The sequence below is a fragment of the Lacihabitans sp. CS3-21 genome (assembly GCF_024343675.1).
Lineage (GTDB): Bacteria > Bacteroidota > Bacteroidia > Cytophagales > Spirosomataceae > Leadbetterella.
In genome coordinates this window covers 106,297-124,919 of record NZ_RJUD01000003.1, presented here as the reverse complement: position 1 = coordinate 124,919, position 18,623 = coordinate 106,297, and the positions used below count along the sequence as shown (strand labels likewise).

At 37.1% G+C, this 18,623-nt stretch carries 14 protein-coding genes; 7 read left to right on the top strand and 7 right to left on the bottom strand.

Annotation, left to right across the window (positions count from 1 at the left end; genetic code table 11):
- Nucleotides 1–114: 114 nt before the first annotated feature.
- Nucleotides 115–882: a hypothetical protein gene (locus tag EGI24_RS03085; protein ID WP_255046814.1), complete on the bottom strand. Its 768-nt coding sequence runs from the start codon at nt 880–882 to the stop codon at nt 115–117.
- Nucleotides 883–1,063: 181 nt separating this feature from the next.
- On the opposite strand from EGI24_RS03085, the gene EGI24_RS03080 reads away from it, so the two are divergent.
- The 4 genes from EGI24_RS03080 (at nt 1,064) to EGI24_RS03065 (ending at nt 7,736) form a co-directional block, all read left to right on the top strand.
- The gene (locus EGI24_RS03080; protein ID WP_310586069.1) at nt 1,064–2,803 is read left to right on the top strand and encodes a hypothetical protein; all 1,740 of its coding nucleotides are present in this window, start codon (nt 1,064–1,066) and stop codon (nt 2,801–2,803) included.
- 128 nt (nt 2,804–2,931) lie between these two features.
- Nucleotides 2,932–3,561: a DUF1080 domain-containing protein gene (locus EGI24_RS03075; RefSeq protein ID WP_255046813.1), complete on the top strand. Its 630-nt coding sequence runs from the start codon at nt 2,932–2,934 to the stop codon at nt 3,559–3,561.
- Between the two features lie 94 nt (nt 3,562–3,655).
- Nucleotides 3,656–6,523 (top strand): PVC-type heme-binding CxxCH protein, encoded by a 2,868-nt coding sequence (locus EGI24_RS03070; RefSeq protein WP_255046811.1) that lies wholly within the window; start codon nt 3,656–3,658, stop codon nt 6,521–6,523.
- A gap of 58 nt (nt 6,524–6,581) precedes the next feature.
- Nucleotides 6,582–7,736 carry a VCBS repeat-containing protein gene (locus tag EGI24_RS03065; RefSeq protein WP_255046810.1) on the top strand — a complete coding sequence of 385 codons (1,155 nt, stop codon included), beginning with the start codon at nt 6,582–6,584 and terminating at the stop codon, nt 7,734–7,736.
- An 81-nt stretch (nt 7,737–7,817) separates the two neighbouring features.
- Here EGI24_RS03065 and EGI24_RS03060 read toward each other — a convergent pair whose 3' ends face one another.
- The 3 genes from EGI24_RS03060 to EGI24_RS03050 form a co-directional block, all read right to left on the bottom strand.
- Nucleotides 7,818–9,476 carry an FAD-dependent oxidoreductase gene (locus EGI24_RS03060; protein WP_255046809.1) on the bottom strand — a complete coding sequence of 553 codons (1,659 nt, stop codon included), beginning with the start codon at nt 9,474–9,476 and terminating at the stop codon, nt 7,818–7,820.
- A gap of 66 nt (nt 9,477–9,542) precedes the next feature.
- Nucleotides 9,543–10,442 (bottom strand): hypothetical protein, encoded by a 900-nt coding sequence (locus EGI24_RS03055; RefSeq protein ID WP_255046808.1) that lies wholly within the window; start codon nt 10,440–10,442, stop codon nt 9,543–9,545.
- A gap of 139 nt (nt 10,443–10,581) precedes the next feature.
- Complete coding sequence (locus tag EGI24_RS03050; RefSeq protein WP_255046807.1) at nt 10,582–11,250, bottom strand: hypothetical protein; 669 nt, start codon at nt 11,248–11,250, stop codon at nt 10,582–10,584.
- 335 nt (nt 11,251–11,585) lie between these two features.
- On the opposite strand from EGI24_RS03050, the gene EGI24_RS03045 reads away from it, so the two are divergent.
- From EGI24_RS03045 to EGI24_RS03035, 3 genes are all read left to right on the top strand, one after another.
- The gene (locus EGI24_RS03045) at nt 11,586–12,833 is read left to right on the top strand and encodes an MFS transporter (RefSeq protein WP_255046806.1); all 1,248 of its coding nucleotides are present in this window, start codon (nt 11,586–11,588) and stop codon (nt 12,831–12,833) included.
- A gap of 396 nt (nt 12,834–13,229) precedes the next feature.
- On the top strand, nt 13,230–14,543 hold the full coding sequence (locus EGI24_RS03040) for a sugar MFS transporter (RefSeq protein ID WP_255046805.1): 1,314 nt from the start codon (nt 13,230–13,232) through the stop codon (nt 14,541–14,543).
- Between the two features lie 9 nt (nt 14,544–14,552).
- Nucleotides 14,553–15,545 (top strand): Gfo/Idh/MocA family protein, encoded by a 993-nt coding sequence (locus tag EGI24_RS03035; RefSeq protein ID WP_255046804.1) that lies wholly within the window; start codon nt 14,553–14,555, stop codon nt 15,543–15,545.
- Here EGI24_RS03035 and nagA read toward each other — a convergent pair.
- From nagA to EGI24_RS03020, 3 genes are read right to left on the bottom strand one after another with little or no spacing between them, the layout of a single operon-like run.
- Nucleotides 15,540–16,724 carry an N-acetylglucosamine-6-phosphate deacetylase gene (nagA, locus tag EGI24_RS03030; protein WP_255046802.1) on the bottom strand — a complete coding sequence of 395 codons (1,185 nt, stop codon included), beginning with the start codon at nt 16,722–16,724 and terminating at the stop codon, nt 15,540–15,542. The genes EGI24_RS03035 and nagA overlap by 6 nt on opposite strands.
- Before the next feature lie 2 nt (nt 16,725–16,726).
- Nucleotides 16,727–17,494 carry a glucosamine-6-phosphate deaminase gene (locus EGI24_RS03025; protein WP_255046800.1) on the bottom strand — a complete coding sequence of 256 codons (768 nt, stop codon included), beginning with the start codon at nt 17,492–17,494 and terminating at the stop codon, nt 16,727–16,729.
- 9 nt (nt 17,495–17,503) lie between these two features.
- Nucleotides 17,504–18,619 carry an acyltransferase family protein gene (locus tag EGI24_RS03020; RefSeq protein WP_255046799.1) on the bottom strand — a complete coding sequence of 372 codons (1,116 nt, stop codon included), beginning with the start codon at nt 18,617–18,619 and terminating at the stop codon, nt 17,504–17,506.
- Between the last annotated feature and the right edge of the window lie 4 nt (nt 18,620–18,623).

The window sequence follows — 18,623 nt, the reverse complement described above, 5'->3', positions numbered from 1 at the left end:
TTATTGGGTTTGTGGGAAAGTTTATTGTGGTAAATAATTAAAAATAACCACCACTACCATTATTGGATGTTTAGAATTGTAACAAACTTTCTTATGATTAAACATTTCTACCCATCACTTCCTATAATACAACATCTTTTTCCCAGTCTGAATATCAGTCAACAACAATGCTCCGTCTTTTATAAAATACTTTGAGTTAGGAATATCCTTAGTTTGTCCATTTAGATTTACTCGCCAGTAGAATATATTTCCTTTGGTAAACCACCTTGCACCTGAGGCACTAACTTTGTCTATAGTTGAATTTCCACCACCGCTAGAACTCCCTGAACTATTTGGGCCACTTACATAACTTTTTGAACCTCCATCCCCAATCCTTCCATCAGCAAAAAGCACAATGCTGCTACTTGATCCACCATAAAAGCCTCCACTGCTAGAATAATTTTCATGATGCGTCCAATGCCCCACGAGAGCAGGATCTCTATACAATCCGTCATTTTTTACAGCTTCAATGCTTGGTTTTGGGGCTCCTTTTTGATAAGTTCCCTGTAAAATCACCTGATTGTTATAGGCTATTTTCTGTGATAAACCTCCACCCGAAAGCGTCATTTCAATATTGAAAATTGTGCCGTCTTTGTATTTCAATGTGCCTTTTGCCGAACTTTGAGAGACGTCGGTATTTATGGTATAAAAGTCTTTTACTCCAGAATTGGTCACTATCATTTCTCCCAAAATTTGAGTTTTTGTAGTATTATATTTTAGATTCATCTCTGAGTCCAAAGTACCATTGTTTCCGCTCACCGTCCCAGTCCATTTTCCTTGAAATTCTTGGGAATATGAATTCATAGAAATCAAAAATAAAATTATAGAAAGAGCTGTTTTCATCTATTAATTAAGTTTGAGACAAAGGTAGACCAATACCTTAAAACCAGAAACTACTAAAAGTAATAGGTATTGAAAAGTTTAAACAATTCACTGATTTATTTTAATGTCCAAAAATCAACATAAATTATCCTTAAAACTTCTTGACAATTAATAATTTAAAGCAATAATTCAGTAAAATTGTGTGGCTATTATTTTTGAAGATACCTATTCAACCTACAATGCAATGCAAAGACGCTCATTCATTCAATCAAGCATAGGAACACTCTGTGCAGTGCCTTTTTTAGGATTTACCGCTTTGTCAAATACGTACGAATCAAAACCTGTTTGGCTATTAGAATGGATAAAAATCCTTGATGAACAGATGCCTAGTTTTAAAAAATCAAGAGTGAGTGACACGTCGAAAAAACATTATGGGGCGTTTATGGATGCCACCGAAATGCCGAATCCACATTCTACAGCAGGATATATTGGCAGAGCTTGTATGTTAATGTTTTGTGCAGAATCGCATTTTTATCAATCAAATGAAACATTAATAACTGTCGAACAGGCTGCCGAGGCGTTGTTGAGATTTCAATATTCAGACGGAACTATAGATTTGCTATCTACGAATTTCCACTCTACACCTGACACTGCATTTGTCCTAGAAAACATCATTCCAGCTTATAAATTTCTGAAAGAAACCAAAATTACTGGTTCGGGAAAAACATTGGCTTTTCTAGAAAAATTTATAAAAAATGCCGCAGAAGCACTGATAGTTGGCGGAATTCACACCCCAAACCACCGTTGGGTAGTTTCTGCGGCTTTGGTAAAAATAAATGAGGTTTTCCCAGACAAAAGACTGGTAAATAGAGCAGAACAGTGGTTGGCAGAACATATCGACATCGATACAGATGGACAATACACCGAAAAAAGCACACATGTTTATTCACCCATCGTAAACAGGGCATTAATAGACATTGCAAAGGGGCTAAATAAACCTGAATTGCTCGAGCATGTCCGTAAAAACCTTTTAATGACGCTCTATTATATACATCCAAATGGTGAAGTGGTGACAGAAGCTTCGAGCAGACAAGACCGTGGAGTAATAGGTAAAATGTCTGTTTATTACGGGAACTACCGCTATATGGGCTTGATGGATAATAATGGACAAATGGCCGCCGCATGCCGATTGATTGAAAAGACCAATTCACCCCAGGCACTTTCAGGATATTTGGCTTATTTTCTTGAAAACCCACAACTTTGGCGAGAATTACCAGCCAGTCAAGCTCTGCCAACAAACTATTTAAAAGCATTTCCTTATTCAGGCTTAGTTCGTATCAGACGAGAAAATTGGGATTGTACTATATTATCGAAAAATACCAGTTGGCTCACATTTCACAAAGGAAATGCAGTATTGCAAGCCATGCGAGTGGCTTGTTCGTTTTTTGGTAAAGGTCAGTTTGATTCAGAAAAAATAGAACTATTGGGCGACACTTGGATACTTAATAAAACTTTGGAAGGACCATATTATCAGCCATTTGAAAAAGACCAAATTTCGCCTGATGGAGATTTTGAGAAAATGCCAAGGAATCTGAGAAAACAAAGCGAAATTCAGAAATTAGAAACTACAGTCAAAATTGTAGAAAAACAGCAAGGCATAGAAGTAGAAATCGAAATGAAAGGCACCGACAATGTGCCAGTTTCATTAGAACTAATTTTCAGACCAGGCGGTATTTTTAAGGGTGTTGAGCAAATATCAAATTCTTACCTATTTTCTAGTCAACAGGGAGAATACGTAGTGGGCGAAGATAAAATCAGTTTTGGACCCGGAAAAATTGAGCATAAAGGCCTCCAATTACGAGGGGCATTACCCGCCATGGATGCTCCAACAATTTATATTACGGGATTTACGCCATTTAATCATGTGATAAACATTTATTAAAAATATTTTGATTCATTATGGCTAAAACATCACATTCTGCAAGATAAAAATCTTTGTTTTTCTAAGAATTTTTATTAATTTAGCAAGACAAAAGTGATTTACAATCACCTTTTAAAATTCAACCATAAATGAAAAAACTTATTCTGGCGGCAATAGTCTTTGGGCTGTGCGGTTTTGTGGTACATACTTCTCAAAAATCTACTCCACTTTTCGATGGAAAAACCTTCAATGGCTGGCAAGGAGATATCAAAAATACGTGGAAAATAGAAAATGCAGCCATTGTAGGTGGTTCTTTGGAAAAAACTGTTCCGCAAAACGACTTCCTTTGTACGGCTAGAACCTACGATAATTTTATACTAAAACTTAAAGTAAAATTAACGGGCTCAGATGGATTTATTAACTCAGGTATACAATTTCGTAGCATAAGATCCAGCGATCCAGCAAACGAAATGATTGGTTATCAGGCAGATTGGGGCAAAAATTATTGGGCAAGCCTTTATGACGAATCCAGACGAAACAAAACCATTGCCAAGCCAGATTCTGCACAAGTACTGAAATGGATAAAAATTAACGACTGGAACGACTACGAAGTAAAAGCGGAAGGAAGTAGAATCAGATTGTACATCAATGGTCACCAAACAGTAGATTACACCGAGTTAGATGCCAACATTCCCCAAACTGGTCTTATAGGTTTACAAATTCATGGTGGTGGAAAGGCTCAAGTAGCTTTCAAAGATATTTACATAACCGAGCTATAATTTTTTGATTATGGAATGACTTTGATTTTTTCATACTTCTGTGTTTAATTTCATATCATTTACAAAAAGACAATATTCAATCATCATATAAAAAATGACTTTACTACGTATCTCTATTGCACTAATTTGTTTTACAAGTTTTTGGATATTTAGCAAAACAGCATCTTCTTTTCAGCAAAAATCTATTTTAGAAGATACCACTAAAATCGACAAAGAATACTTCCTAGAAGCCACTATGTTAGGCTATTTTGCGAAAAACGGCACTCGCAATCCTGTTTTAAAAGCCAATAAAGGCATGAGAGTTCGCATCACTATTACCAATGGCGAAGTTATGACACACGATATTTCGATGGAAAAACTGGGCGTAAAAAGCAAAACTATTTTTGAAAAAGGAGCTACTACCAGCATCACTTTTATAGCAGAAAATAGCGACACCTATTTTTGCACTGTTCCAGGACACCGAGCAGCTGGGATGGTGGGGAAATTTGAAGTAGTTGAAGGTTCTTTAGCCCCAAAAGTTGTGATTGGGAAAGTCCCAATAAAAAATGGGAAACCGCTTAATCTCAATTTCGAGTACGGAAATATTCAAGATTGGACAGCCACTGGCGATGCTTTCAAAAATCCAATTGTTGGCGAAAACACTTCGCCGCTCCATGAAAAAGAAATGAAGATTGGAGCTGAGGGGAAAAATTTCCTCAGCAGTGGCGGTAATATCAATTATAAACTGACAGGAACTTTGAAATCTACTACCTTTAAAATTACACATCCTTTTGCCAGTTTCTTGGTTTCTGGTGGAGCTTTAGTAGATACAAGAGTAGAATTGGTTCTAGCCGAAACCAACAAAGTTATTTTTCAATCCACAGGACAAGGAAGAGCTACATTGCAGCCCGTTGTGGCTAATTTGAAGCCTTATTTGGGCAAAAACATTTTCATTAGAATCATAGACAACGAAACTGGCATTTCACAAATTCCTTATATATCAAACGACAAATGGGCTCACATAAACTTCGACAATTTCCTTTTTTATTCTGAACGGCCAGAATTTGAAAATGAATTATTTCAAAAAGACATCATCATTTTACCACCACTTGACAGAGTTTTGAATGCCGGTCTTTCAGGTACAGAGGCCGCCAAAGTCATGACATTGCCCAAGGGATTTAAAATAACTTTGGCTGCAGCGGAGCCAGATATCGTAAGACCCATAAGCTTTACTATTGATGCCCGTGGAAGACTTTGGGTAGTGGAGGGACACACCTATCCAACTCCTGCAAAAGAAGGCGAAGGCAAAGATAGAATTTTAATTTTCGAAGACACCAATGGCGATGGCACGCTTGACTCTAGAAAGGTTTTTATGGAAAATCTTAATTTGGTCAGTGGTATAGAAGTTGGGATGGGCGGGGTTTGGCTTGGTGCTGCTCCATACCTTCTGTTTATTCCGGCTGACCTCCAAAATGACAAACCACTTGGTCCACCACAAAAACTCCTCGACGGTTGGGGAACACAAGACACACATGAAGTACTCAACAATCTTCGTTGGGGCCCTGACGGTTGGCTTTATGGTGTACATGGTGTTTTTACGCATTCCAACGTCGGAAAACCAGGTGCACCGGATAGCGAGCGTACCAAAATTAATGCAGGGGTGTGGCGATTTCATCCAATAGAACACAAATTTGAGGTTTTTGCGGAAGGAACTAGCAATCCTTGGGGTATAGATTTTAATGATTATGGCCATCCATTTATTACGGTATGTGTGATTCCGCACATGTATCACGTTATTCAAGGTGCTCGTTATCAGCGACAGGCAGGCAAAAGTTTCAACCCTTATACCTTCGATGAAATCAAGACAATAGCCGACCATAAACACTATGTAGGCGAAAGAGGCCCACACGCTGGAAATTTTAGATCTGGTTCTGCTGGTGGTGGGCATGCACACGCAGGAGCAATGATATATTTGGGAGGCGACACTTGGCCAAAAGAATATCGAAACACCATATTTATGAACAACATAAATGGTGCAAAACTCAACAACGACCTACTCGCCCGAAAAGGCTCTGGATATGTAGCATCACACCGAAAAGATTTCTTAGCCATGAATGACTCTTGGAGTCAGTGGCTCAACATGAAATACGACCAAAACGGCTCAGTTTACGCCATTGACTGGTACGATAAAAACCAATGCCATAGTTCAAATCCTGACGTTCATGATAAAACCATGGGGAGGATTTTCAAAATCACCCACGAAAATGACAAGTTTACAAAAGTGGATTTGTGGAAAGCCACAGACATGGAATTGGTCAATTATCAATTACATAGAAACGAATATTTTGTGCGTCAAGCTAGGACCATTTTGCAAGAAAGAGGTGGAAATAATGCAGTTAACGCAGCTTTGAAAGATATACTAAACAAAAATCCAGATGTAACACGAAAATTGCGTGCATTGTGGACTTTGCAAGTAGTTAAAGGTATTTCAGAGAAAGAATTGAGAGATTTACTAACACATGCTGATGAAAACATCAGAAGTTGGGCGATACAATTTTTAACCGAGAAAAAAACTGTTTCTGAAGAAACTTTAACAAGTTTTGAAACATTGGCAAGGTCAGAAAAATCGCCTTTGGTTCGATTATATTTAACTTCAGGAATGTTACGCTTGGAAGCTTCAAACCGCTGGAATGTGTTGGAAATATTGACAAAAAATGAAATGGATGCATCAGATCAAAACATGCCTTTGATGCTATGGTATGCCTCTGAACCATTAGCCGAACTTGACCCCAATAGAGCAATTATTTTAGCCGAAAAATCTAAAATGCCTAAAATGCTAAATTATATGATTCAACGAATTGGAGCAATTCAAAACGAAGAGTCAAAAAAAGCCCTGAAAGCTCTAAACTTGCGTCTTGGACATTCTCACGAGAATCACGAAAACATGATGTTGATAGAGAAAATATTAGAAACGAACCACTAAAAATTGTCTATTAACTTTTTATAAAACTCCGTTCACTAGGTGTCAAAAATTCAACCCAATGAAAAAAATAACAATTCTATCCATTTTCTGCCTAATTGTATCAATTGCGATTGGTCAAGTCCCAACATTCAAAAAAACGGTCTTAACAAGAGACTTCGTTTCTGAAGGAGTAGCCGTAGCTGACCTCAACAAAGATGGCAAAACAGACATCATTGCAGGTTATTATTGGTTCGAAGCACCCAAATGGATACGCCACGAAATGGCACCTTCAAGGACATTCGACCCAAGAAAAGAATACTGCGAGTCGTTCCTGAACCACGCTATGGACGTAAACCTTGATGGCTGGGAAGATGTAATTATCATTGATTACCCAGGTAAACCTGCATTTTGGTTCGAAAATCCGAAAAACAAACCCGGCCAATGGCAAAAACACATTATGGCCGACTCCATGGGCATTGCCAACGAATCTCCTGGATTTATAGATATTGATGGTGACGGACGTTTAGACCTCTTGTGTGGCGATGTAAAGAAAAAACAGATAGTTTGGCTACAGGCACCTACAAAAAAAGGTGAAACCGAATGGAAAAGACATAATATCAGTAAAGAAAATGTGAACGGAACGGAGAGATTTTCGCACGGTATAGGCTTTGGCGATATAAATATGGACGGTATAAAGGATGTTGTAATTAAAGAAGGCTGGTTTGAAGGCAAAAAAAACCAAAGTTCGGGAGATTGGACATTTCATGCAGCTAATCTGGGCGACGCATGCTCTCACATGCAAGTTTTGGATATGAACGGTGATGGCAAAAACGATGTTCTGACGGCTTCTGCCCATAAGTTAGGCGTTTGGTGGTATGAACAAATAAATGAAAATGGACAAATCAACTTCAAAATGCATGAAATTAGTCGTACTACCGCCCAAACTCACTCTTCTATAATGGCAGATATCAACGGCGACGGCAGGAAAGATTATATCACAGGTAAAAGATTCCTAGCCCATAACGGAAACGATGCTGGTGATGGCGATACACCTATACTGATGTGGTTTGACCTTCATCCCAAAAAAGCTCCTTACTACACCGAACACATAATAGACTCCGACTCTGGTGCGGGCCTCAACATATCTGTAAAAGACATGAACAAAGACAAAAAACTCGATATCATCATTGCTAATAAAAATGGAGTGTTTTTGCTAGAGAATGGTGGGAAATGATTTTGTAAGAAATGAATTAAAGATATATTAACCACCTCGACCGGTCGAGGTGGTTAAAAAAGACAAATTTAATCCCCACCTTTAGAGGGTCAATTTTTGTCCAAACTTTATCAAAGTAGCCTCCAAATCAGTATATGAAAGTCTTTGTGGGGCAATTTTTTTCTCAATAGACAAAACCGCCGCCGTGGCAGCCGATTGACCAAGTATCATAAAAACGGGCTCCATTCTGATAGAACCATAAGCAATGTGCGAGCTTGATACGCAAACGGGCACAAGCAAATTGTTACATTCTGATTCTTTCGGCAATATCGATCCATAGGCTATCGAATAGGGTTTGTCAGGATGCACTCCAATATCTCCTTCGTTTTGCACATAACCATCTTCGGTCACATAGCGTTGAATATTGTGAGAATCTAGTGTATAAGAACCCATTCCGATAGGTTTCGGAACAACCGTCTTACCAAGAGCATCAGCCTCTGTCATCACAAAATCTCCAATCATACGGCGAGCCTCCCGAATGTATAATTGATGAGGCCAGTTGCCGTTGTCTTTAAATTCGTCCTTGGGAAGACCCCATTTTTGCATTTGTTCGTGAACATCCGCTGGCACACTTGGGTCGTTTTGCAAGAAATAAAGTAAACCTTTCTGATACAATTCATGGTCTTTTATGATTTGTTGACGTCGCTCATAGCTGGCTTCTGGATAATCATAATTTTTGCCAATGTAATCTGTACTAAATGGCCCATGATTGTTTGTGTCTGTTTTCCGGTTTGGAATTGCATCGTATTTGTCAAAAAGTTCTCTCCAACCAGCATCAAAAACCCTAGCCACCAATTCATATCTTGCAGCATCATAACCAACGGGTTTTGGAAAAGAAATTCGATTTTCAGGATGATTGCTCAAGCACATTCTGAAACAATAAGCTTGAATTTTATTATCTCCCGTTCCGTTTGATCTCAGTTTCTCTGATGATATTTCAGGTAACAAACCACTAGAGGTATTACCAACTATTTTGTAAGGGCTAATTTTGGATTTGAAATGATGGCCATGATGAAAAATTCCTGCTTGTATTCCGTTCCATTTTTCATTATAAACACTATTTGCTTCACGCCCAACATGATAACTTACACCAGCAAGAGCCATCAAATCGCCTTCATATGTGGCATCTATAAACATTTTACCTTTATAAACATTACCGGATAAAGTCTTTATTGAACCAATACTTCCATTGGTTTTGACTATTCCGTTACTTGATCTATCCAACCATTCATTACGAAAAACCACCAATTTATATTCTTTAACAAAGTCTTCAAACACCTTTTCGGCAGCATGTGGCTCAAATATCCACATCGTACGGTTAGCCCCATCAATTGCCGGAGTACCTTGTCCTTTGTTGCCATATTCTTCTTTTTTCTGCCAATTCCAAGCCTCTGGATCTTGGTAATGAGCATACAGCCTTTGATAAAACTCACGAGAAAGTCCTCCAATTACTTCCTTATTACCAGTATCAGTAAAACCCAGCCCGCCAGAGGAAAGCCCGCCTAAATGTGAATCTGGTGAAACAATTATGACAGATTTCCCCATTTTTTTAACTTGAACAGCCGCAGTAATTGCTGCCGATGTGCCGCCATAAATGATTACATCAGCAGTACGAACATTGGCTTTTATTGAACTGGAGGTTTTAAAACTGGGAAAAGACAAAGAAATCGTGCATAAGATAAGCACAAGCATTTTTTTCATATAGGAATTGAATAAATTGTGTCCTAAGATACGCGGTTTTTGAACATATTCAACAATGCTTAACTTTCAACGAGCCAAAACTGCTTCAGAATAAGTGAAAATTTTATATCCCGTGAAGTTCAAGTCTAACAGAATGGAGCTATTAGATTTTTTTAGATCTGTTATAAAATCATCAAACGCAGTTATGAAGTTCTTGTTTTGATGAGTTTTGGAAAAAAATTTAAACATAAATTCTTGTTCAGCACTGAATATGATTAAAATCTCAGGTTTTTTATCTAGTTCTTTGGCGGCTTTTGCTAAAAGCAGAAGACGTTCTTTGGTGTAAGCAAAATTTGGCGTATTATCATAACAATGTACAGCAATTTTATCAAGATTATCTACCAAAAACTTAGCTTCCTCGTAATCATTGTTTTGGGCATCTAGCCATCCAATGTAAATTTCGGTGTCAAAGTTATCCTTATTCTGAATTTTAAGTTCCTTTACATGCATAACCAGATTTTTATTACAGGCGTAATTACACTCAGGATTGGTTTGCCACCACTCATTTTCTATCGAAAAAACATCGAATTTCTCACTTTCATTGTTTCTGCCCATGTTATAGGCTTCACACTCATTAAATGCTTTTGTGGTGCTGTGAGTAGCAGATATTTTCGTAACACCATAGTTTGTTCTGGCCTTTGAAATAAATCTAGCCAAACTTGAATACTTACTTGGTTTATTGGTAATTTCCCAAAGACCGTAAAGACTCAACTCATTGAAATCATGCGATTTGACATATCTTAGAAGCTTGTTTTCCTTTGCAGTATCGCCCAAAATGTCTTGAAATCTATCCACATATAAGCCCTTATGTAGCAAATTTGCCTCTGTAGGCACAGCCAGATTGTCTTGTACATTACAAGATTGAAAAACACTAAGTATACCCGCAATAAAAAGTATTATTACAAAAAGTCTAGACCAATTTTTCAAAAGGATTCAATTAGGATGTTAATGCACTGATAATTATTTAAATGTAATCAAAAATTGAGCCGAATTTAAAAACTACATTAATACGATATGGATCAACTAAAAGTAAATTTATACAAATCGAATTTTTTCACGATTTACTTCACTTCAATACCCCATCCACCAGTTTATATCGATATGTTGAAGTACTTTTGTTTTGATATTCCTTCTCTTTCTCGTCTATGCCACCACTGTTTACAGTTTCAATGATGGTAAGATTCCCCATTTTGTCTAAAACTGAGTTCGTTTTATAGCTATCATAAAAAGGAGCATCTGCCCAATTATGAAAATAAGCAAAAGGCATACAGCTCACATTTTTACCAGCTTTAAACGAACTAACCAAAATCACTTTTCCGTTTGCAAAAGGGCAAGCTTCATAAGTCTGATAGTCAAATCCCCAAATTTTAAGTACATTATCCTTTCCAAGATCAAGGTCTTTATACACAACCGCCTTAATGTCTTTATACATTCCGATGTCTAGATGAGAAACATAGTCCGCATATGCTCCTGCCATTTTTATAGAATCTAAACGTAAAAATCCTTCTCCTAAACCAGCAAAAAGACTCGTATCGGGCAAGTTTTTGGTTAATTCATTTATCTCTGAGGCATTAACAAGCTTCAAAGTAGTGTCAGAAAAGATTTTCTCTAAAACAAGGCTATCGATTTTTATTTCTTCAGAAATGGTATCGGCTGTTAGTTCCGTTTTACTGTCTTTTTTATTATTACATCCCAAAAAGATAGCGATAGCAATAATGGTCAGGAGCGTCTTCATTGAGTTTAGATATAAGGGTTTATAGGTCAAAAATACAAAATATTTATTGAAGCATAAAAGTTCGGAATTTAGAGTAATAGTATTTTGAAATAATAATTGTTCGCTTGTGTCTCAAAAAAAAAGTCTGAAAAATCTTATAAAACCGTGGGATTGAAGGTTGTGCTAAGTACTACCCAGTCTACCTTAACTTTATTTGATGAAAAGTAGTTATGAAATAAGAAATATTAAAATTATACTTTAGAAAGAAAAAATAGTTTAATTTTAAGAAAAATTAAACCAATAGCATTATTAACAAACCCAGTAATTCTTAAAGTTGGTATGTAGTTTCAGTGCTGATGATAGCCTACATATCCTCTTTCATTGATCGACAGATACTAAGTTTATTGGTTGTGCCCATTAAACGTGATTTACAGCTGACCGATACCCAAATAAGTTTATTGATGGGTTTAAGTTTTGCGGTTTTTTATACGCTGCTGGGAATTCCAATTGGCCGATTAGCCGATAAGGCAAATCGAAAAGGAATAATCATCTGGGGTGTTTTGCTTTGGAGTTTCATGACTACCCTGTGTGGGGGTATTAAGTCCTACCTACAGTTTTTTCTTGCTAGAGTGGGTGTAGGTGTAGGTGAGGCCGCTCTTTCTCCTCCGGCATATTCCATTATCACAGACTATTTTCCAAAAGAAAAAATTAGTAGGGCCATAAGCGTTTATTCTGCTGGTATTTATATAGGTTCTGGGATTGCTGTGTTAATTGGTGCGGGTTTAATAGGGTCGCTCCCACAAGGTGGCACAACAGTGGTTCCCATTTTTGGTGAAATTTTTCATTGGCAAAAGCTTTTTTTTTATATCGGCATTCCGGGAATCTTAATAGCCTTATTGGTAGGTACAATTAAAGAACCAACCCGAAAAAACACACTGCATCATAATCAAGACTCCAATAAGCTTTCCTTGAAAGAAGCCATAGGATATATAAAATCTAAAAGAAAAGCCTTTTTAAGTGTAACGTTTGGAATTACCTTTATCTCCATGGTGGCCTATGCCTGTATGGCATGGATTCCTACTTACTTTGTGAGAACTTTCGGTTGGTCGGTGCAAAAAGCCGGAGGAATGTACGGTATTATCATAAGCATCTTTTCTACTTCTGGAATTTTGGTAGGAGGCTGGTTGGCCGATAAATTTGTAAAAAATGGTAAATCAGATGGAAAACTGCGTGTCGGAATCATCGCCGCAAGTGGTATAATTCTCACTTCATTTGTTCCTTTAATAGAAAATGAAAAAATAGTAATCATACTATTATCTATTCCCAGTTTCTTTTGTGCTTTTCCATTTGGTGCTTCCACGGCAGCTATTCAAGAAATGATGCCCAACAATGTAAGAGCATTTGCTTCTGCCATTTATTTACTCGTCATAAACATTATAGCTTTGGGTTTTGGGCCTCTCGTTGTAGCATTAATTACAGACTATGTGTTTTTCGATGAAAATGCTATTAAATATTCTATTTCTATAACAATAATTATTGCAAGCAGTTTAGCATTGTTTTTTTATTGGAATGGCCTAAAAGCCTATAGAGAGGCAATAAAATAAAAGCACTTGCAGAAATTTTGGCAAGATGGTGCCCCACTGTGTGAAGGCTATTGCCTTCGTAGGTGTTTAAAGCGGATTTTACATCCATGAAGAGTATTGTTTCCCTCTGTAAAGCTTTGCTATCTAAGATTTGACACGTGGTTTTCAAAATTCTGTTATAGAAATTTAGGTATGGTAGCTGTGTTTAATATTTTCTTCAGTCAAAGATTGAAATTCATTTGTTCGAAGATCGGAGCCTTCGCACAGTTGGGGATTTGTGAAAATTTTATAGAAGAATAACTTAGTGGAGAAGCCAAACTATGCAATCATGCGGTAATGGTAAATGTAATCTTAAAAATGTTAAATATTTTCTTATATATTTAAATGTTTATTCAACCCTAAAATTATTTCAGAAATATGTCGAAAGCTGTTGCCGTTAGTTCTTTAAGCAAAATCCAAACACGTATATCTATTGCAATAGTGGCAGTGATGTTTTTTATCTTTGGTTTTGTCTCTTGGATCAACGCCATATTAATCCCGTATTTCAAAATTGGCTGTGAACTTACCAATTTCGAAGCCTATTTAGTCACCTTTGCTTTTTACATTTCTTATTTTCTAATCTCGGTTCCCGCTTCATTTTTATTGCAAAAAGTAGGTTTCAAAAAAGGAATTATGTTTGGTTTTTGGATCATGTCCACTGGTGCATTCATCTTTATTCCAGCTGCTTATAGTCGTACTTATTCTGTTTTTTTAATGGGTTTATTTACCTTGGGAGCAGGATTAGCGATTCTTCAAACTGCTGCCAACCCATATATTACTATTTTAGGGCCAAAAGAAAGAGCTGCTCAAAGAATTAGTATTATGGGGATTTGTAATAAGGCAGCAGGAATTTTGGCACCTCTTATTTTTGCAGCCGTTGTGCTTCGTGCCACTGATAGTGACCTTTTTAAGAATCTCGCCAATATGAACGAAGTTGAAAAAACCATTGCTTTAGACGAGCTTGTTCAGCGAGTAATTAAGCCCTATTTGATTGTAGGAATATTACTATTTTTGATTGGTCTAGGCATTCGTTTTTCACCACTTCCAGAAATTGATACAGACAGCGATAGCAAAGAAAGGCCTGGAAGTAAGGAATCCAAAACGAGTATTTTCCAATTTCCACATTTGATACTTGGGGCGGCGGCAATTTTTATGCACGTAGGCACACAAGTGATTGCTATTGATACCATTATTGGCTATGCGGGCTCTATGGATATTCAATTATTAGAGGCCAAGGTTTTCCCTTCTTTTACCCTTGCGGCCACAATTTGTGGTTATGTGCTCGGAATTATCTTGATGCCAAAGATCATTTCCCAAGTGAATGCTTTACGGTTTTGTACTATGCTGGGATTAGTACTTACACTACTTGTCATTTATGCCAAGGGAGAAGTATATTTTATGGGTTTAAAAGCTGATATTTCTATTTGGTTTTTGGTATTGTTGGGCCTAGCAAATTCATTAATTTGGGCTGGAATTTGGCCTTTAGCTCTCGACGGACTTGGTAAATTCACAAAATTAGGAGCATCAATCTTAATTATGATGCTCTGTGGAAATGCTATAATGCCTTTAATATATGGCCATTTTGCTGATGTGTATAATGTTCGATTGGCTTATTGGATACTTGTCCCATGCTACGCTTATCTTGTCTTTTACGCAGTAAAAGGCCATCAAATTAGAACTTGGAAATTTTAAAGAATTACAATGAACAAACTAAGTAGACGCGATTTTTTTGGACCTATAGTAGCGGGAAGTTTTGGCTTAACTTTCTTGACCAAGGGGAACGCATCTCCCCAAAATTTACTTGGAAAGCGAGTAGGGATTATTGGCTTAGACACTTCTCATTCTGTTGCTTTTACCAAGTCATTGCTTAGAGGCGATGCCGCTTTTAAAGGTTATAGAGTGGTTGCTGCTTATCCACAAGGAAGCTTGGATATTGTTTCAAGTACCGAAAGAATCCCTGGATACATAAAGGAAGTTACTAACATGGGTGTTGAGATTGTAAACTCTATAGCAGAATTATTGGAAAAGGTAGATGTTGTATTGTTAGAAACCAACGATGGACGAAGGCATTTAGAACAAGCTTTGCAAGTTTTCAAAAGTGGCAAAAGAACATTTATAGATAAGCCTATAGCCGCTTCATTAAAAGACGCAAAGGCTATTTTTGAGGCTGCAGAAATGTCCAATGTACCCATTTTTTCGTCCTCCTCCCTAAGGTTTGCTAAAGGAATGGCAGAAATCAAAAATGGCTCATTAGGCAAAGTAAAAGGAGCAGATACTTACAGTCCAATGAAATTTGAAAAAACACATCCTGATTTATTTTGGTATGGAATTCATGGTGTAGAAATGTTATTCACAGTAATGGGAACAGGCTGCAAGAGTGTTCAAAGAACCATTGATGAGGATCAGGAAGTATTTATTGCCAAATGGAAAGATGGTAGAATTGGAACTTTTAGAGGAATTAAAAATGGTAAACAAGACTACGGCGGTACCGCTTACGGCGATAAAGGTATAAGTACACTGGGGCCTTACAATGGGTATGATCCATTATTGATTGAAATTATCAATTTCTTTGAAACTGGAATTTCACCTGTCAATAAGGTGGAAACTTTGGAAATTTGTGCATTTATGGAAGCAGCAGATTTAAGTAAAAAAAGAAATGGCAGAGCTGTGAATTTGAAAAATATTGGCTTATAATTGATAAATTATCCTTCCCTCCACCATGGTCATTTGGATATTGACATCGTTGTCAAAAATTATAATATCTGCATCTTTGCCCATTTCTAAAGAGCCTTTTCGGTCTTGAACCTTCATGATTTTGGCAGGAGTTAGGCTAGCCATCATGATAATGTCTAACAAGGGAGCTTCGGTCAAAGATAGCATCGTTCTCACTAGTCGATCAAAGGTTGCAACGCTTCCTGCAAATGAGCTTTTGTCTGGCATTTTGGCCACACCATCTTCCACGATAACTTCTACGCCGTTTTTTATTCCTCCTAAAATTGATTTGCCTTCTGGCATAGCAGCAGCACGCATTGCATCAGTAATGAGGGCAATCCTATAAGGTCCTTTTATTTTGTAAATTAACTTTAAAAGTGGAGCTGGAAGGTGAGCACCATCCGCAATTATTTCTACATCCATGTCGTCAATGAGATAGGCCGCTTCAACAACTCCCGCATAGCGATAAGCGTTGCGACGGGTAACACCCAACATAGCAGAATAAAAATGTGTAGCCAAAGTATATCCATTTCTAAATGCCTCTTCGGCTTCTTCGTAAATTGCGTCAGTATGGGCAATAGCAGGAAGGATGTTGTTTTCAACTAAAAATTTACCGAATTCTATTGCTCCAGGCAACTCAGGGGCGGCACTCCATCGACTTATAGTTTTGTAATTTTTAATAAGGTTCTCGTATTCTGATTTGTCTGGATTTCGGATAAATCGAGGATCTTGGGCACCTTTTTGGTTCATTGAGAAATAAGGACCTTCAAGGTGCATTCCTAACAAGGTAGCACCTTTAGTGTTTTTCTTATTTGCTGTTTCGAAAGCGTCTAATGTGGCTACCAAATCCTCTGGTTCTGCAGTTAAGGTAGTAGGATACATAGCTGTGGTGCCATATTTTGCGTGGATTTCAGCAATAATCAAAAATGCTTCTGCTGTTCCATCCATAAAGTCGCTACCTCCCCCACCATGCAAATGAATATCCATAAAACCAGGAGAAATATATTGTCCTTTGGCATCAATTTCTAAAGCTTCTGAAAAGTTCGGGTTTCCTTCTTCAATTCCAAGAATTTTACCTTCTGAAACAAGTACAGAAGCATTTTCTAATATTGCAATTGGAGTAATTACTTTGCCATTGAATATTTTTATTTTCGAAAACATTCTTAAACTATTATCGCTTTTTCTAAGACACTTTTCGGCAAAAGGCTGGCAGCATTTTGATCTAAAAAATACCCGCAATTGGGATGTTTTTGTAAAATACTAGCAGGGTGAAGGTTACTGATTTCTCCATTGAGGCAGTTTTTTACAGCTTCTGCTTTTCTAGTGTCAGGTACAGAGCAAATAATATGTTTGGTTTTCATAATTTGCTTTATAGACATGCTAATTGCCTGCATGGGAACGGAGTCCAAACTTTCAAACCAACCTTCACCGAATTGCTGTTGTCTGCAAGCGTGGTCTAAATTTACCACTAGGTAGGGTTCTTCTATGTCAAAGTCCGCAGGAGGGTCGTTAAAAGCCAAATGCCCATTTTCACCAAAACCTACAAATGCCAAATCTATTGGATGTTTTTCAATTATTTCGCCTAGTCTTTTACATTCTTCTTTTCCGTCTTTTTCACCATCAATCAAGATTACTTCTTTTAATTTAGGTGTAATTACATTTATAAACCTATCCAAAAGGTATTTTCTAAAGCTTGCTGGGTGTGAAGTTGGAATACCTAAATACTCATCTAAGTGAAACATAGTTACCTTGTCCCAAGCAATATCTTTTTCATAAAGCATTTGTTTTAGCACCTCGAATTGGCTAGCTCCGGTAGCAAGAATGATATTGGCTGAGCCTTTTTCTTGAATAGTTATCCTAAGAATTTGGGCTGCCTTTTTTCCAGCAGCTTTTCCCATTTCTTCGGCATTTTTGAATATAGAAAGTGTCATTGTTAAATTTTAAACTCGTAGAAATACTTTTTTATCGTAAAGAAACTTTAAAAATAACCATTTTATAAACAATATGGCTACTGCAATAACTAAAATGGAATAAGGCTCTCCAATAAGTTGGCTTAGCCATTTGAAAAATGCTTCAGCAGTAAATTCCCAGTCAATAAATTTTCCTGAAATATAAATAAGGATAGAGTTCATGCCAATAACTTGGAAAAAGAGCGTCCAACGCATGTACTTTAGTCCGTCTATTACGTAATAAAATAGGGCAAAAAGCAATAAACTTAAACCAACCGTTTGCATTACAAAGGAACTAGACCATAGGTTTTTATTGATTGGAAAATCAAGATTCCAAATTTGTGCAATTATAAAGGCAAAAAATCCAGCCAATGCCATGTAGAGAGCTTTTTTTGTGGGGGCAATCTTTTGTTTTTGTAAAAATATGCCAGTAATTATGCCTGCTAAAGCATTGCTAATCGCAGGTATATTGTTGAAAAGTCCAACAGTATCATGAATTTCCCTAGATAGTTTCCCTGGTAAAACATTTCTATCGAAGAAAGAAGCGAAATTACCTTCCATGCTTAAGTCACCCATAGGAAACCCAGGTGCAGAAGTTAACTTAAGAATAAGCCAATAAACAATAATTAAGCCTGCAAACCAGTAGATTAGAAAAGCCTCTTTGGCGTAAAGAAAAATGATATTTGCAAAAGTATAGGCTATGCCAATTCGGCCCAAAACACTCATGAATCTTATGTCATCGATAGGTTTTATTTGCAATCCATTGTTGTATACAATACCTAAAAGGAATAAAATCATGCCTCTTTTCAAAACTTTTAGTAAGATTTCATTTTTACTCTTGCCATCATTCAATGCTTTTCCAATCGAAAATGGAGTGGAAACACCCACTAAAAAGATGAACAAGGGGAAAATAAGATCGTAAAATGAAAAACCATTCCAATAGGGGTGCTCCAATTGTCTTGAAAATTGATTCCAAAAAGTATTTGGGTATAGTTTAGACATAGCATGCACTATTTCTTCACCACCAATTATCCAAAACATGTCAAAGCCTCTCAAAGTATCCAGAGAAAGTAAGCGGCTTTGTATAAAATTAGATGTTTTATCCATGATT

Coding starts and splice junctions, on each gene's coding strand:
- EGI24_RS03085 (WP_255046814.1), bottom strand. CDS start 882: ATGAAAACAGCTCTTTCTATAATTTTATTTTTGATTTCTATGAATTCA.
- EGI24_RS03075 (WP_255046813.1), top strand. CDS start 2,932: ATGAAAAAACTTATTCTGGCGGCAATAGTCTTTGGGCTGTGCGGTTTT.
- EGI24_RS03070 (WP_255046811.1), top strand. CDS start 3,656: ATGACTTTACTACGTATCTCTATTGCACTAATTTGTTTTACAAGTTTT.
- EGI24_RS03065 (WP_255046810.1), top strand. CDS start 6,582: ATGAAAAAAATAACAATTCTATCCATTTTCTGCCTAATTGTATCAATT.
- EGI24_RS03060 (WP_255046809.1), bottom strand. CDS start 9,476: ATGAAAAAAATGCTTGTGCTTATCTTATGCACGATTTCTTTGTCTTTT.
- EGI24_RS03050 (WP_255046807.1), bottom strand. CDS start 11,250: ATGAAGACGCTCCTGACCATTATTGCTATCGCTATCTTTTTGGGATGT.
- EGI24_RS03045 (WP_255046806.1), top strand. CDS start 11,586: ATGATAGCCTACATATCCTCTTTCATTGATCGACAGATACTAAGTTTA.
- EGI24_RS03040 (WP_255046805.1), top strand. CDS start 13,230: ATGTCGAAAGCTGTTGCCGTTAGTTCTTTAAGCAAAATCCAAACACGT.
- EGI24_RS03035 (WP_255046804.1), top strand. CDS start 14,553: ATGAACAAACTAAGTAGACGCGATTTTTTTGGACCTATAGTAGCGGGA.
- nagA (WP_255046802.1), bottom strand. CDS start 16,724: ATGTTTTCGAAAATAAAAATATTCAATGGCAAAGTAATTACTCCAATT.
- EGI24_RS03025 (WP_255046800.1), bottom strand. CDS start 17,494: ATGACACTTTCTATATTCAAAAATGCCGAAGAAATGGGAAAAGCTGCT.
- EGI24_RS03020 (WP_255046799.1), bottom strand. CDS start 18,619: ATGGATAAAACATCTAATTTTATACAAAGCCGCTTACTTTCTCTGGAT.